The following is a 14,205-nucleotide window of genomic DNA, read 5'->3' as shown; positions in this document are numbered from 1 at the left end:
CAACGGGCCTCTCACAGCCGCACCGACATGCCGCCATCCACCGTCAGCACATGGCCATTGACGAAGGAGGCCGCGTCGCTTGCCAGAAACAGCGCCGCACCGGCGATTTCATCCGGCCGGCCCCAGCGCTCCAGCGGCACCCGCAGCTTGGCGAAGGCCACCATCTCAGGATTTTCGGAAAGGGCGGCGTTGGTTTCGGTGGCGAACATGCCCGGCGCTATCGCGTTGCTGGTGATGCCGCGCGCGCCATATTCCACGGCTATCGCGCGCATCAGCCCGGTCAGCCCCTGTTTGGCGACGGGATAGATCGCATCCCCCGGCCGGACGATATGGCCGAGAATGGAGGTGATGGTGATGATGCGGCCGTAACCATTGATGTTCATGGCCTCTGCCGCATCCCGCGACAGCGAGACGGAAGAGGTGAGGTCGGTGCGGATGAGTTCCAGCACGTCCTCGTCGCTGAATTCGGCAAGCGGGCGGCGGTCGCGCGCGCCGACATTGTTGACGAGGATATCGAGATGGCCGGTTTCGTCCATGATACGGCGGACAAGGGCGCTGCCGGCCGCTGTGTCGGCAATATCGAAGGCGGCGTAATCGGCTTTTCCGCCGGCCTTGCGCAGCACATCTGCCGCCTGCTCCAGCGTTTCGGCGTTGCGGCCGGTCAGCCAGACATGGGCGCCCGCTTCGGTAAACGCGCTGGCAATTTCAAAACCGAGGCCGCGGCCGCTGCCGGTGATGATGGCCGTGCGGTTTTCGAGAGAGAATTTCTGGAGAATGCCCATCGCTCACCTTTTTTGCTTCAGAGCATCGGACCGAAAACGATGTTGCGATTTTCGGAAGATCCGAGGCTGTTTGTCAAAGCCACGCAGCTTGTTTGAGCTGGCGTAGGGGAAGACTATGCCGTGTGCGGCGTTCCGTGAAAGGTCGCCAGTCCGGCCTGGCCGTTCGGTGGACACAAAAATGGCGTCGCCCGGCTCAGGGCGACGCCATGTCTTGGCTTATCAGGCAGCAGCCGACTTTGCGAGCGGCACTTCCGCGATCGTCTGCAGAACGACGGAAGCGATCTGGTATGGGCAGCCCTGCGAGTTCGGACGACGGTCTTCGAGGTAACCACGGTAACCGTTGTTGACGAAGGAATGCGGAACGCGGATCGAGGCGCCACGGTCTGCCACGCCATAGGAGAACTTGTTCCACGGAGCGGTTTCGTGCTTGCCGGTCAGGCGCAGATGGTTGTCCGGGCCGTAAACGTCGATGTGTTCCTGCCAGTTCTTGGCAAAAGCGGCCATGAGGGCTTCGAAATAGTCCTTGCCGCCAACTTCGCGCATGAACTTGGTGGAGAAGTTGCAATGCATGCCAGAGCCGTTCCAGTCGGTATCGCCGAGCGGCTTGCAATGGAATTCAACGTCGATGCCGTACTGTTCGCAAAGGCGCAGCAGCAGGTAGCGGGCGATCCAGATCTGGTCGGCGGCGCGCTTGGAGCCCTTGCCGAAGACCTGGAATTCCCACTGGCCCTTGGCCACTTCAGCGTTGATGCCTTCGTGGTTAATGCCGGCTTCGAGGCAGAGGTCGAGGTGCTCTTCAACGATTTCACGGGCAACCGAACCGACATTCTTGAAGCCGACGCCGGTGTAATAAGGACCCTGCGGAGCCGGGTAACCCTGTTCCGGGAAGCCGAGCGGGCGGCCGTCCTGGTAGAAGAAATATTCCTGTTCGAAACCGAACCATGCATCCTCGTCCTCGAGGATGGTGGCGCGGCTGTTGGAGGCGTGCGGGGTAACGCCATCGGGCATCATGACTTCGCACATGACGAGCGCACCGTTGGTACGGGCCGGGTCGGGGTAGATCGCAACGGGCTTCAACACGCAATCCGACGAATGGCCTTCAGCCTGCTGGGTGGACGAACCATCGAAACCCCAAAGTGGCAGCTGCTCGAGTGTCGGGAATTCGTCGAATTCCTTGACCTGTGTCTTGCCGCGCAGGTTGGCGACCGGCTTGTATCCATCCAGCCAGATGTACTCGAGTTTGAACTTAGTCATTACGAACCTCTCATAGGTAAAGATGCGAAGCCTTGAGGCTTCCGTGGCTTTCGCCGCCGGAAGCGCTTTCGCGTTCAAGGGCTGACCCCATAGATGCATGCCGCGTGCCAGATTGGCGATGTTTAGCAGATTCTTCGAAAAATCTTTCAGAGGCTCTGGAGCGCAAGGGCTGCGATATTGCGGGAACCCGTTCCTGCTGCGCCGCAGAAGGCAAATTCACCCCTCATGTTTCGTCATTGAATCCTGATAGATAGCCGGCGTCCTGGCAGAGAATGCCCTGTTGCGGTGCAATGATTTCAATTGCGCGCGACGGATCGGCATTTGCCCCAAAAACTGGCGCTTCCGGAATGGTTTTTCTTGCTGATTGGTCGCTTAGTGCCTATATTTTTCGCAACGTGATTTTTTTTTAATCAAACGGAGCGAATCCGGCCTTTGCGGGTTTGCTTCAGACAAAAAGTGCCTCGATGCAAACAAAGTGAGATGATCGAAATGGCAACTGGCATTCATCGCGAGACGGCAACGATCTATCAATTCCCGGTCGGCGGGCGCGCGGGCCTTTCCAGGTTCGGCAACAGCGGACTTAGCGAGCTTGAGCGTCAGGCGCGGGAGCCGCATGTGGATTTCGGCTCCTGGTATCATGATGAAGCGATCCGGGATGAAGAGCGGGGCGATAAGCCGCATTCCTGATGTGAGACGACGGTGCGGCGCATTTCTTCTCCCTGTAGGGGAGAAGGTGGCCCGAAGGGTCGGATGAGGGGGCAAGCTCTCCTGATATCTCGCCCCCTCATCCCGCTGCCGCGGACTTCTCCCCGGCGGGGAGAAGAAACAAGTTTAAGCCGCCCATTCCACATGGGACCCCTTTACTCGTATCTGCCCTTAAAACCTCCCCCCTGCATCTTTCGCCACCCCGCCTACGTCAATTGACGTATACGGTTTCGCGTTCGCGAGATCGATAGTCCCTCCCAGCAGCGGCCGCAGATGCCGCTGAGCCTTGATAAGAGGCCAAACAAGGAGAGGGGTTCTTCCGATGATATTCCGCAAGACGCTTAGTGCTGCGCTGCTTGGCGCGATCCTGTCCACCACCGCCTTCCATGGCGCTTTTGCCGCTGACGACACCATCAAGGTCGGTGTGCTGCATTCGCTGTCCGGCACCATGGCGATTTCAGAGACGACGCTGAAGGACGCCATGCTGATGCTCATCGACGAGCAGAACAAGAAGGGCGGGGTGCTCGGCAAGAAACTCGAAGCCGTGGTGGTCGATCCGGCTTCCGACTGGCCGCTATTTGCCGAAAAGGCCCGCCAGCTGATTTCGCAGGACAAGGTCGCGGCCGTTTTCGGCTGCTGGACGTCCTCCTCGCGCAAGTCGGTTCTGCCGGTCTTCGAGGAACTGAATTCGATCCTGTTCTACCCGGTTCAGTATGAGGGTGAAGAATCCTCGCGTAACATCTTCTATACCGGTGCGGCGCCGAACCAGCAGGCCATTCCGGCCGTCGATTATCTCGCCAGCACCGAAGGTGTGGAGCGCTGGGTTCTGGCCGGCACGGACTATGTCTATCCGCAGACCACCAACAAGATCCTGAAGGCCTACCTGATGTCGAAGGGCGTCAAGGAAGAGGACATCATGATCAACTACACGCCGTTCGGTCATTCCGACTGGCAGACGATCGTGTCCGACATCAAGAAATTCGGCTCGGCCGGCAAGAAGACCGCCGTGGTTTCCACCATCAACGGCGACGCCAACGTGCCTTTCTACAAGGAACTGGCGAACCAGGGCATCAAGGCTGAAGACATTCCCGTCGTTGCCTTCTCGGTCGGCGAAGAAGAACTTGCCGGTCTCGACACCGCACCGCTGGTCGGCCACCTTGCCGCCTGGAACTACTTCCAGTCCGTCGATGCGCCTGTTAATGCCGAATTCATCAAGACCTGGCATGCCTTCACCAAGAACGACAAGCGCGTGACCAACGACCCGATGGAAGCCGCCTATATCGGCTTCAACGCCTGGGTAAAGGCCGTCGAATCCGCCGGCACGACGGATACGGACAAGGTTCTCGACTCGATTATCGGCGTTTCCGTGCCGAACCTTTCGGGCGGTTACTCCACCGTCATGCCGAACCACCACATCACCAAGCCGGTGCTGATCGGCGAAATCCAGGCCGACGGCCAGTTCGAAATCGTGCAGCAGACCCCGCAGGTTGTGGGTGACGAATGGTCGGATTACCTGCCGGATTCGAAGGATCTGATCTCGGACTGGCGGAAGCCGATGTCGTGCGGCAACTTCAATGTGGCCAGTGGGAAGTGCGGCGGCAAGGGTAGCTGATAGCGGGTGGTTGCCGCCCCCGTTGTTTGGGGGCGGTGCTTCAATAGTTGAAAACTGAACAAGCGTGCCCCCCTCTGCCCTGCCGGGCATCTCCCCCACAGGTGGGGAGATCGACTCGTGGCTAGGCCCCGCATTTCTCTTCGGTCGAGATAGAGCGATGCGAGCGCACCTTGCCGATCTCCCTCCTTGTGGGGGAGATGCCCGGCAGGGCAGAGGGGGGTAAACCGCATACTCAAGTGGCATTACCCAAAAACGCCCCGTCGTAAAACGCCCAAGGAACCCGACATGACGATCCGATCTTTTCTCGGAGCCATCTTCCTCTGGCTCACCCTGGGGATCGCCGCCCAATCCTTCGCGCAAAGCGAGCCGAAGGCGCTGATCGACCAGCTCGGCACGGCGGATTTCAAGCAGGCCGAAGTGCTGATCGGGCAGATCGCTGCCACGGGCGATGCGCGTGTCGTGCCGGCGCTCGAGGCTTTTGCGGCGGGCGATCTTTACGTGCGCAAGGCCGACAATCTGGTTTTCATGACGAAACCGGCAGGTTCCAATTTTACGCTGATCGATCCGCTGACGGGCGAAAGTGCGGGTGAAGCGCCGAAGGCGGCTGTCAGCAAGATCAAGGTCAACAATAATCTGCGTCGCGTCATCCGCGCCGCACTTGGCGGCCTGACCCTGCTCAGCGCGGAAAAATCCGTGCGGCTTTCTGCGGCCGATGCGGTTCTGAAAGCGCCGAGCGCCGAAAATCTCGAATTGCTGGAAGCGGCCATCGCCAAGGAGACCGATACTGAGGTGCGGACCCGGATGGAGGAGGCGCGGGCTGTCTCGCTGCTCTCCTCCGAACGGTCGCTCGAAGAGAAAAGGCAAGCAATCGCGACCATCAAGAAGCTCGGCGGGCGCGATGCCATCGGCATTCTCATGGCGGCGTCGGCCTCCGTGGATCAAAGCCTGAAACCCGATATAGACGAGGCCATTTCCAGCATCGAAAGCGCGCTTGCCTTCTGGGATTACGTGCAGAATGTCTGGTATGGCCTTTCACTCGGTTCCGTGCTGCTGCTCGCCGCCATCGGTCTTGCCATCACCTTCGGCGTCATGGGCATCATCAACATGGCCCATGGCGAAATGGTGATGATCGGCGCTTACTCCACCTTCATGGTGCAGGAGGTGATCCGCTCCAGCTTCCCCGGCCTGTTCGACTGGTCGCTTGCCATCGCTTTGCCCGTCGCCTTTCTGGTGACGGCCTTTGTCGGCCTTGTCATGGAGCGCGGTGTCATCCGCTTTCTTTACGGGCGGCCGCTCGAAACGCTGCTCGCCACCTGGGGCATCTCGCTCATCCTGCAGCAGGGCGTGCGCTCCATCTTCGGCCCGACCAACCGGGAAGTCGGCAGCCCCGGCTGGATGTCCGGCTCCTTCAGCGTCGGTTATCTCAATTTCACCTGGAACCGGGTGTGGATCGTCTGTTTTTCGCTCTCGGTGTTCTTCGCGCTGCTGGTGCTCCTGAAGCGCTCCGCTTTCGGGTTGCAGATGCGCGCCGTGACGCAGAACCGTCGCATGGCCTCTTCCATGGGCATTCGCACGCCGTGGGTGGATGCCTTCACCTTCGCGCTCGGTTCGGGCGTTGCCGGTCTCGCCGGCGTAGCGCTGTCGCAGATCGACAATGTCTCGCCCAATCTCGGCCAGAGCTACATCATCGACAGTTTCATGGTGGTGGTGTTCGGCGGCGTCGGCAATCTCTGGGGAACGCTGGTGGGCGCCCTGTCTCTCGGCGTGCTCAACAAGTTCCTCGAGCCGACGGTGGGCGCCGTTCTCGGCAAGATCCTCGTGCTCGTTCTCATCATCCTGTTCATCCAGAAGCGGCCGCGCGGTCTCTTCGCACTCAAGGGAAGGGCGATCGAAGCATGATTACCGGCTTCCTCCTGCGCGCGCTCGATCGCCGCATTTCCATCGCCATCGGCATCATTCTCGCCATCGCCGTGCTGGTGCCGGCCTCCAACCTGCTGTTGCCTCAAGACAGCGCGTTCCGCATCCCGACCTATATCATGTCGATGCTGGGCAAATATCTGGCCTATGCGCTCCTGGCGCTCGCGCTTGATCTCGTCTGGGGTTATTGCGGCATCCTCTCGCTCGGCCATGCCGCCTTTTTCGCGCTCGGCGGTTACGCCATGGGCATGTATCTGATGCGGCAGATCGGCACGCGCGGGGTTTATGGCCATCCGGTGCTGCCTGATTTCATGGTCTTCCTCAACTGGAAGGAACTGCCGTGGTTCTGGCAAGGCTTCGACATGTTCTGGTTTGCGGCGCTGATGGTGCTGGTGGTGCCGGGCCTGCTCGCCTTCGTGTTCGGCTGGTTCGCCTTCCGCTCGCGCGTCAACGGTGTTTATCTCTCCATCATCACCCAGGCCATGACATATGCGCTGCTGCTCGCCTTCTTCCGCAACGACATGGGTTTCGGCGGCAATAATGGCCTCACCGATTTCAAGGACATCCTCGGCTTTTCCGTGCAAGCGGATGGCACCCGCGCCGTGCTGTTTGCCATGACGGCGGTGATGCTGGCGCTCTCCCTGCTGATCGCATCGGGCATCGTCAATTCCAAATTCGGCAAGGTGCTGGTGGGCGTGCGCGATGCCGAAAGCCGGGTGCGTTTCCTCGGTTTCCGGGTGGAAAACATCAAGCTCTTCACCTTCGTCGTTTCGGCCATGATGGCGGGCATTGCCGGCGCGCTGTTCGTGCCGCAGGTGGGCATCATCAATCCCGGCGAATTTTCGCCCGCCAACTCCATCGAAGTGGTGGTGTGGACGGCGGTGGGCGGGCGCGGCACGCTGATCGGGCCGATCATCGGTGCGCTGCTCGTCAATGGCGGGAAAAGCTATTTCACCGGCGCTTTCCCGGAATTCTGGCTGTTTGCGCTGGGTGGCCTGTTCATCGCGGTGACGCTGTTCTTCCCGAAGGGCATCGTCGGCACCGTGCAGCATTATCTGGCCGGGCGGCGTGAAAAGCGGGTTGCGCGGGCGGCAAGCAGCGCAGAGCCGGGCAATGACGGTGCCGTAACAGTGGCGCAACAGGCGGCGGAGTGAGGCGGATATGAACACGATTTCCGAAAAGAGAACGAAGAGCCTGCTTTATCTCGATGGCGTCTCGGTATCCTTCGACGGTTTCAGGGCGCTGAACTCGCTCTCCTTCGTGGTGGAGCCGGGCGAGCTTCGCGCCATCATCGGCCCGAATGGCGCGGGCAAGACGACGATGATGGACATCATCACCGGCAAGACAAGGCCGGATACGGGCACGGTGCTGTTTGAAGACAGTATCGACCTGACCAAGAAGGATGAGGCTGACATCGCCCAGCTCGGCATCGGGCGAAAATTCCAGAAGCCTACGGTGTTCGAAAGCCATACCGTCTGGGACAATCTGGAACTGGCGCTCAACCGCAAGCGCGGTGTTTTCGCGACGCTCTTCTACCGGCTGACGGAGGAAGACAAGGCCCGCATCGAGGAAATCCTCGCCACCGTGCGCCTTGGCCACCGCCGCGGCGATCTTGCCGCCAACCTCTCGCACGGCCAGAAACAATGGCTGGAAATCGGCATGCTCTTGGCGCAGGAGCCGAAGCTGCTTTTGGTGGATGAGCCGGTGGCGGGCATGACGGATGCGGAAACGGCGGAAACCGCCGTGCTTTTGAAGGAAATCGCCAAGACCCGCTCTGTTGTCGTGGTGGAGCATGACATGGGCTTCATCCGCGAGCTGGGGGTGAAGGTGACGTGCCTTGCCGAAGGCTCGGTGCTGGCCGAAGGGTCGATCGATTTCGTGTCCAGCGATCCGAAGGTGATCGAGAATTATCTGGGGCGATAGAAAGAGCTGGCCTCTACTTGTGCCTGTAATAATAACCGGATTTAAGTTGAAAAATTTAAAATCTGGAGTTGATCGAATGGCGTTGATTGGAATTCTGGTTATGGCAATCGGTGCTGCGGCAGTCTGGTATTGGCGATTGAAGATGGTGCGTGAGGCCGGTAGCGAAATCATCGACACCGTCGAGAAAATGCGGGGCGCCTATAAGCGCAGGGCATTTCGGAAAAAGGCCGAAGTCGCACCAATCGCGTCCATTCGTGATCCTGCGATTGCTGCGGTGGCATTCTTCATGTGCCTTGCCAACGAAAAGCCGATGTATCTCGACGCGGCAAAAAAAGTTGTCCGTGAAAAGATGAGAGACATCATTTCGCCGGCGGATATGGAAGAAATTATCGTCTTCGGAGAATGGGCATCCAGAAATGTCGTCAATCCCGAAGACCCGATCCGCAGATTTCGCGATTTATGGGCGAATGCGCTCGATTTCGATGAAAGACGACAGTTGATCGATATTGCCGAAGAGGTCAGCCAGGTCGGTGGCGACAAGACCAGCGAGCAGGAAAATGCCCTGCAGGCTTTGAGACGAACATTGCTGAATTAGAACAGGTGGATGAAATGCTGAACGTCGACAACATCAACCTCCATTACGGCGCAGCGCAGGCCCTGCGCGGCGTTTCGCTGACGGCGGAGATGGGCAAGATCACCTGTGTCCTCGGCCGCAACGGGGTGGGCAAAAGCTCGCTTCTGCGCGCCGTTACCGGCCAGCACGCCACCAGTGCCGGGACGATCAGCTTTGAAGGGGCGGCGCTGGATGGGCTGGCGCCTTACCATCGGGCCAAGCGTGGTGTCGGTTACGTGCCGCAGGGACGGGAAATCTTTCCGCTGCTCAGCGTTCAGGAGAATCTCGAAAGCGGCTATGCGCCGCTGCCGCGTAAGGAGCGGTTCATCCCGGATGATATTTTCAGCCTGTTTCCGGTGCTGCAATCCATGCTGGGAAGGCGCGGCGGGGATCTCTCCGGTGGTCAGCAGCAGCAGCTCGCCATCGGCCGGGCGCTGGTGACGCGGCCGAAAATCCTCGTTCTCGACGAGCCGACCGAAGGTATCCAGCCGTCGATCATCAAGGATATCGGCCGGGCGATCAAATATCTCAGGGATTCCACCGGCATGGCCATCCTGCTGGTCGAGCAATATCTGGATTTCTGCCGTGAGCTTGCCGATTACGTTTACATCATGGATCGCGGTGAGATCGTGCATGAGGGGCTGGCTGAAACGCTGGATACGCCGGAAGCGCGGCGTCATCTGACAGTATAAATCGAGACTAAAAATGCTGCGCGCCGATCACGGCGTGCAAACGGCCGATTAATATTTTGAAAGCCTATGCGCCTCTGCATGGCTTTTATGCGCAATTTTAGCATTTCGTTGAATAAAAGCCTGTGATATTGGCAGCGCAAATGCTGCATGCGAGACACAGGAAAAGTCTATTCGCACGCCGCGACAGTTGATCCCTTACATTCCATGCACCTCCGACGTATCGTCGGAGACATAGTGCCAATAAAGGCGTGTCAATGCATCAAGACTTTGCAACTGGCCGGGCTGCCCGGTTGTTCCGCTCCGCCCGCACCCTCGTTCTGGGCATTGCGATGTGCGCAAGCGCCGGTGCCGCGGCGTCGGCATCGACCTGCGGTCAGCTTCCCGGACCCGGCATGGAGCCAGGCCGGCATGATTTTTCCATTCTCTCTAACGGGCACAAACGCGACGGCGTCTATTTCGTTCCCTCCGCCTATGACGGAAAAAAGCCGTTGCCGGTGGTATTCGATTTCCATGGCTCCAACAGCAATCCGCACGGTCAGCTGAACCGCAGCGGCTGGGACAAGCTTGCCGAGCGTGATGGCCTGATGGTCGTGGCACTGGCTGGCAGTTTGAACGGCGAATTACCCGGCACCCATGCCTGGAACGTGCCGGGCGTTACCACGCGCCCCGGTGGACTGGATGAGGTCGGTTTCATTCGCAATGCGATTGACATGGTCAAGGGCAAATTCTGCGTGGATGAAGAGCGCTTTTACGGTTCCGGTTATTCCGGCGGCGGGCGCATGCTGTCGCAATTCATCTGCAATGGCAGCGCGGATTTCACCGCCGCGGGCTTTGTCGCTTCGCTGCGCGCGGGTTATCCGCTGGAGACCGAAGGCAAGTGGGGACCGGATGCGGCAAGCTGCGCACCGGCGCGGCCTATGTCGATCATCGCCTTTGCCGGGTTGAAGGATCCTGCCAACCCCTATCAGGGTGGTGGCAAATCCTATTGGCAATATGGCGGTGAGACGGCGCTGAAGCGCTGGGCCGAGATGGATGGTTGCAAGGGCGGCGCCAAAACCAAGCCGGGTGAGAGCTTCACCGTGAATTCCTATGATGTCTGCAAGGGCGGTGCGCGCATCCAGTCCTATGTCATTGAAAACTGGGACCATGCCTGGCCGCGCGCCGCCATGAAGGCGGAAGTGCTGGCCGCGAGCGCCGTCGTTACCCGCAAACCCGGCGGCGAACAGACGCCGAAGGCGGAACCCGCCGTGGAGCGCAAGATGCCCACAGGCGAAGTGACCCGCACGGTTGATGCGGCCGAAAGAATGTGGGACTTCTTCCGTAATACGGAAGGGCAGCTGGTGGTGGACGCCGTCGTCAAGAAGGATTGTGGCGCCAAGGCCTCATCCGCTTCCGCAACTACATCGGAGACCGCGTGCAGCAGCAACAGCAAGCCATCGGCACTTCCGGTTGCGAAGACGCTCAACCTGTCCGGCAGCAGCGCGCCCGTGGCAGAGGACGCATTGTAACCAAGGCGGTTGAAGGGCGCAGCCGGCTGGACGAGTTGTTTCAGGAAGGCTGCGCCAAAATCCGACTGCCGGATACGTTTTCGAACGAAGCCGAGGCCATTCTCATCAATTCTTCCGGCGGGTTGACCGGCGGAGACGAAATAGAGTGGCAGGCCACGGCCGGTGCCGGCACCTCGCTGGTGGTGACAACGCAGGCCTGCGAAAAGGTCTATAAGGCATCATCAGGCACAGCCACCGTCACCGCCCGCGTTTCGGCCGGGCCGGGTGCCCGGTTACACTGGCTGCCGCAGGAAACCATTCTCTTCGACCGCGCTTCCCTGAGCCGAAGACTAGAAGCCGATCTTGACCAATCTGCCGAATTCATCGCCGTCGAAGCCGTTTTACTTGGCCGCCAGGCCATGGGCGAGATGATGACGCATGGCCTTTTTCGTGACCGCTGGCGCATTCGCCACGGCGGCAGGCTGGTGCATGCCGAAGAGCTTCTGCTCGAGGGTGAGGTGGCGGAGCTGACCGTAAGGCCGGCGGTTCTGGCCGGTCAGGTCGCCTTTGCGACGCTGCTTTATATCGGGCCTCTCTCCGAGGCGCTTCTGCCTAAAATCCGGGCTATTGCCGGTGAAAGCGGCGGCGCCAGCGAATGGCAGGGCAAGCTTGTCGTGCGCGTCTCTGCCGCCGATGGTTTCTCCCTCAGAAAATTGCTTTTTCCGATCATTTCGCTCTTGCGAAACGGCGCGCCAGTGCCGAAAGTCTGGAATCTGTAACCTCCGGATCGCTCGCGACAGGCGACCTACCGGGGTCTGTCAAACAAGTCGGATCTGTTCCCCCAAACCCTCAGTGGTTTGCGGAGCAGGTGCGAAAGCTGCGGGACGACGATGAACCTTAGCCCAAGAGAAAAAGACAAGCTGCTGATTTCCATGGCCGCCATGGTGGCGCGCCGCCGGCTGGAGCGTGGCGTGAAGCTGAATTACCCGGAAGCGATTGCGCTGATTAGCGATTTCGTCGTCGAGGGCGCCCGTGACGGCCGCGCCGTTGCCGACCTGATGGAAGCTGGCGCGCATGTGATTTCCCGCGATCAGGTGATGGAAGGCATCGCCGAGATGATCCATGATGTGCAGGTGGAAGCGACGTTTCCGGATGGCACCAAGCTGGTGACCGTCCACGAACCGATCCGATAGAGGAGGGTGGCATGGCGCTGGAACTGAGGCCCAATTGCGAATGCTGCGACCGCGATCTTGCACCCGACAGCCGGGATGCAATGATCTGCTCGTTCGAGTGCACCTTCTGCGTTGATTGTGTGACGGATGTGCTTCAAGGCGCCTGCCCGAATTGCGGCGGTGAGCTGGTTCGCAGGCCGGTCCGCCCGGCGGCAAAACTCGTCAACAATCCGGCGTCAACGACGCGCGTGCTGAAGGCCGAAGGCTGTGCGGCCGCGGCGGCCGCCTGAGACAGATGAAGGAGAGCACCATGAAGCCAGGCGAAATCATTGCCGCAGAGGGCACCATCGAGCTCAATGCCGGCCAGCCGACGGTGACGATCGAGGTGGCCAATTCGGGCGACCGGCCGGTGCAGGTGGGCAGCCATTACCATTTCTTCGAGACCAATGCCGGGCTTATTTTCGAGCGCGACAAGGCGCGCGGCATGCGTCTCGATATCCCGGCAGGCACGGCGGTTCGTTTCGAACCCGGCCAGAAGCGGGAAGTAACGCTGGTGCCGCTTTCCGGCAAGCGTGAGGTTTACGGTTTTCGTCAACAGGTCATGGGGAGGTTATGAAATGGCCAGTGCGCATTATCATGGAAGCTGCCAATGCGGCGACGTCAGCTTCGAGGTCGATGCCGATCTCGATCACACCATTGTCTGCAATTGCTCACGCTGCAAGCGTCTGGGTTCCACGCTTGCCTTTGCCCCGCGCGAGAAATTCACCCTGCTTTCCGGCGAGGACAAACTGACGGAATACCTCTTCAACAAGCACCATATTCATCATCTTTTCTGCTCCACCTGCGGCATTGAGAGTTTCGCCTATGCCGACGGGCCGGATGGAACTCCGATGGTGGCGGTGAACGCCAATTGTCTCGATGGCGTCGATCCGCGGGCGCTGAAGCCGCAGGCTTTCGATGGCGCGGCGGCCTGAATGATGGGTATGAGCAGGAAAAACTTCGGTTTCGTGGCAGCCTTGCTGCTGACCGGCGGCTTGTCGCTGCCGGCGGCGGCGCAGGATGAGCCGGATTGCAAAGCGCCGGAAACGCAGACGGATATGACCATCTGCGCCGGCAAGGATTATGAAAAGGCCGACAAGCAGCTCAACGCCGAATACCAGAAGCTGCGCAAGGCGCTCACTGCGCGCGACAAGACGGCGGATGCGGACGGCAAGGGCGCGACCGAGGCGCTTGTAGCGGCCCAGCGTGCCTGGGTGGCGTTCCGCGATGCCAATTGCGCGCTTTCCGGCTTTCAGGCCCGCGGCGGCACGATGGAGCCGATGCTGATTTCGTCCTGCCTCGCTGAAATGAGCGGCAAGCGGGCGGAAGAACTGCGCCAGCTTGGCGAGGGTTTCTGAACGGCATGGGGCGGCGCATCACGATTGTCGGAAACGGGGAATTGCCGTTGGGTGCGGCTGATTTCATCGACCGTTCCGACATCGTCATCCGCTTTAATGATTGCCGGTCGCTGGGGCCTGGCGGCACGCGCACCGATGTGGTGGCTGTCTGCAACACGGGGCGGCCGGGCCGTGAGATGACTGAAGGCACCGACTGGCGCGAGAGTGACGGGGTGCGGCAGGCTACCGCCATCTGGTCGGTGCGTGATCCGGCAAAGTTTGCCGAAATGGAGCCGGATATTCGCCGGCGCTGGCCGGAACTGACCGATTTCTGTGCCGATTATACCGCCGCTTTCGCTGCAATTGCGCGGGAAACCGGCAAGAGCCACATCGTCATTCCCCGCGGCGTGCATGACAGGATGGATGTGGCGCTCGAAGCCTATACGCCCGCGCCCTATGTCTGCCCCAGCACCGGCCTTTTTGCCATCGCCCATGTTCTTGAGAGTGTGAGCGGCGATGGTGACGAGGTGGCGATTGCCGGTTTCGGCCATCAGGGCTGGAGCGGCCATCCATTTGCCGCCGAACAACAACTGGTCGAAGCCCTCACAAATGAGGGCCGGCTGACACGAATTTCTCCCACATCGATTTTCTCCGCGTCCGAAGGAGCCTGAG

The 14,205-nt window shown here is 60.0% G+C and carries 17 protein-coding genes; 15 read left to right on the top strand and 2 right to left on the bottom strand.

The annotated features are described in order from the left end of the window. Positions 1-11: 11 nt before the first annotated feature. Positions 12-782: an SDR family oxidoreductase gene (locus tag CFBP6623_RS11395; protein ID WP_046797806.1), complete on the bottom strand. Its 771-nt coding sequence runs from the start codon at positions 780-782 to the stop codon at positions 12-14. A 219-nt stretch (positions 783-1,001) separates the two neighbouring features. After that, complete coding sequence (locus CFBP6623_RS11390) at positions 1,002-2,036, bottom strand: glutamine synthetase beta-grasp domain-containing protein (RefSeq protein WP_046798392.1); 1,035 nt, start codon at positions 2,034-2,036, stop codon at positions 1,002-1,004. Positions 2,037-2,516: 480 nt separating this feature from the next. Between CFBP6623_RS11390 and CFBP6623_RS11385 the strand changes: the two genes are divergently transcribed. The 15 genes from CFBP6623_RS11385 (at position 2,517) to CFBP6623_RS11315 (ending at position 14,204) form a co-directional block, all read left to right on the top strand. Next, complete coding sequence (locus tag CFBP6623_RS11385; RefSeq protein WP_046797807.1) at positions 2,517-2,723, top strand: DUF2735 domain-containing protein; 207 nt, start codon at positions 2,517-2,519, stop codon at positions 2,721-2,723. Positions 2,724-3,063: 340 nt separating this feature from the next. Further along, complete coding sequence (gene urtA, locus CFBP6623_RS11380; RefSeq protein ID WP_003520618.1) at positions 3,064-4,353, top strand: urea ABC transporter substrate-binding protein; 1,290 nt, start codon at positions 3,064-3,066, stop codon at positions 4,351-4,353. A gap of 285 nt (positions 4,354-4,638) precedes the next feature. Continuing rightward, positions 4,639-6,252: an urea ABC transporter permease subunit UrtB gene (gene urtB / locus CFBP6623_RS11375; protein WP_046797808.1), complete on the top strand. Its 1,614-nt coding sequence runs from the start codon at positions 4,639-4,641 to the stop codon at positions 6,250-6,252. After that, complete coding sequence (gene urtC, locus CFBP6623_RS11370; RefSeq protein WP_046797809.1) at positions 6,249-7,424, top strand: urea ABC transporter permease subunit UrtC; 1,176 nt, start codon at positions 6,249-6,251, stop codon at positions 7,422-7,424. The genes urtB and urtC overlap by 4 nt, the downstream gene beginning before the upstream one ends. Positions 7,425-7,431: 7 nt before the next feature. Beyond that, a complete protein-coding gene (gene urtD / locus CFBP6623_RS11365; protein WP_080841869.1) occupies positions 7,432-8,193 on the top strand; it encodes an urea ABC transporter ATP-binding protein UrtD in 762 nt (253 codons plus the stop codon). Between the two features lie 76 nt (positions 8,194-8,269). Beyond that, entirely contained in the window at positions 8,270-8,788 is a 519-nt protein-coding gene (locus CFBP6623_RS11360) for a hypothetical protein (protein ID WP_052818216.1), read from the top strand. A 14-nt stretch (positions 8,789-8,802) separates the two neighbouring features. Further along, positions 8,803-9,498 carry an urea ABC transporter ATP-binding subunit UrtE gene (gene urtE, locus CFBP6623_RS11355; RefSeq protein WP_046797812.1) on the top strand — a complete coding sequence of 232 codons (696 nt, stop codon included), beginning with the start codon at positions 8,803-8,805 and terminating at the stop codon, positions 9,496-9,498. Positions 9,499-9,752: 254 nt separating this feature from the next. After that, positions 9,753-11,006: an alpha/beta hydrolase family esterase gene (locus CFBP6623_RS11350; protein ID WP_046797813.1), complete on the top strand. Its 1,254-nt coding sequence runs from the start codon at positions 9,753-9,755 to the stop codon at positions 11,004-11,006. Next, positions 10,913-11,764 carry an urease accessory protein UreD gene (locus CFBP6623_RS11345; RefSeq protein ID WP_167379134.1) on the top strand — a complete coding sequence of 284 codons (852 nt, stop codon included), beginning with the start codon at positions 10,913-10,915 and terminating at the stop codon, positions 11,762-11,764. The genes CFBP6623_RS11350 and CFBP6623_RS11345 overlap by 94 nt, the downstream gene beginning before the upstream one ends. A 111-nt stretch (positions 11,765-11,875) precedes the next feature. After that, positions 11,876-12,178: an urease subunit gamma gene (locus CFBP6623_RS11340; protein WP_006315002.1), complete on the top strand. Its 303-nt coding sequence runs from the start codon at positions 11,876-11,878 to the stop codon at positions 12,176-12,178. A gap of 11 nt (positions 12,179-12,189) precedes the next feature. After that, positions 12,190-12,447 carry a DUF1272 domain-containing protein gene (locus CFBP6623_RS11335; protein WP_080841870.1) on the top strand — a complete coding sequence of 86 codons (258 nt, stop codon included), beginning with the start codon at positions 12,190-12,192 and terminating at the stop codon, positions 12,445-12,447. Between the two features lie 20 nt (positions 12,448-12,467). Beyond that, positions 12,468-12,773, top strand: coding sequence for an urease subunit beta (locus CFBP6623_RS11330; protein WP_046797816.1), 306 nt, complete (start codon positions 12,468-12,470; stop codon positions 12,771-12,773). A 1-nt stretch (position 12,774) separates the two neighbouring features. Then, entirely contained in the window at positions 12,775-13,131 is a 357-nt protein-coding gene (locus CFBP6623_RS11325; RefSeq protein ID WP_046797817.1) for a GFA family protein, read from the top strand. Positions 13,132-13,140: 9 nt separating this feature from the next. Continuing rightward, positions 13,141-13,554, top strand: coding sequence for a lysozyme inhibitor LprI family protein (locus CFBP6623_RS11320; protein ID WP_137002528.1), 414 nt, complete (start codon positions 13,141-13,143; stop codon positions 13,552-13,554). Positions 13,555-13,559: 5 nt separating this feature from the next. Continuing rightward, entirely contained in the window at positions 13,560-14,204 is a 645-nt protein-coding gene (locus CFBP6623_RS11315) for a Urease operon accessory protein (protein ID WP_080841871.1), read from the top strand. Position 14,205: the final 1 nt, after the last annotated feature.

The organism is Agrobacterium tumefaciens (genome assembly GCF_005221385.1).
Taxonomy (GTDB): Bacteria; Pseudomonadota; Alphaproteobacteria; order Rhizobiales; family Rhizobiaceae; genus Agrobacterium; species Agrobacterium tomkonis.
The sequence above is the reverse complement of the archived record's forward strand: the minus strand, read 5'-3'. Positions and strand labels throughout refer to the sequence as shown.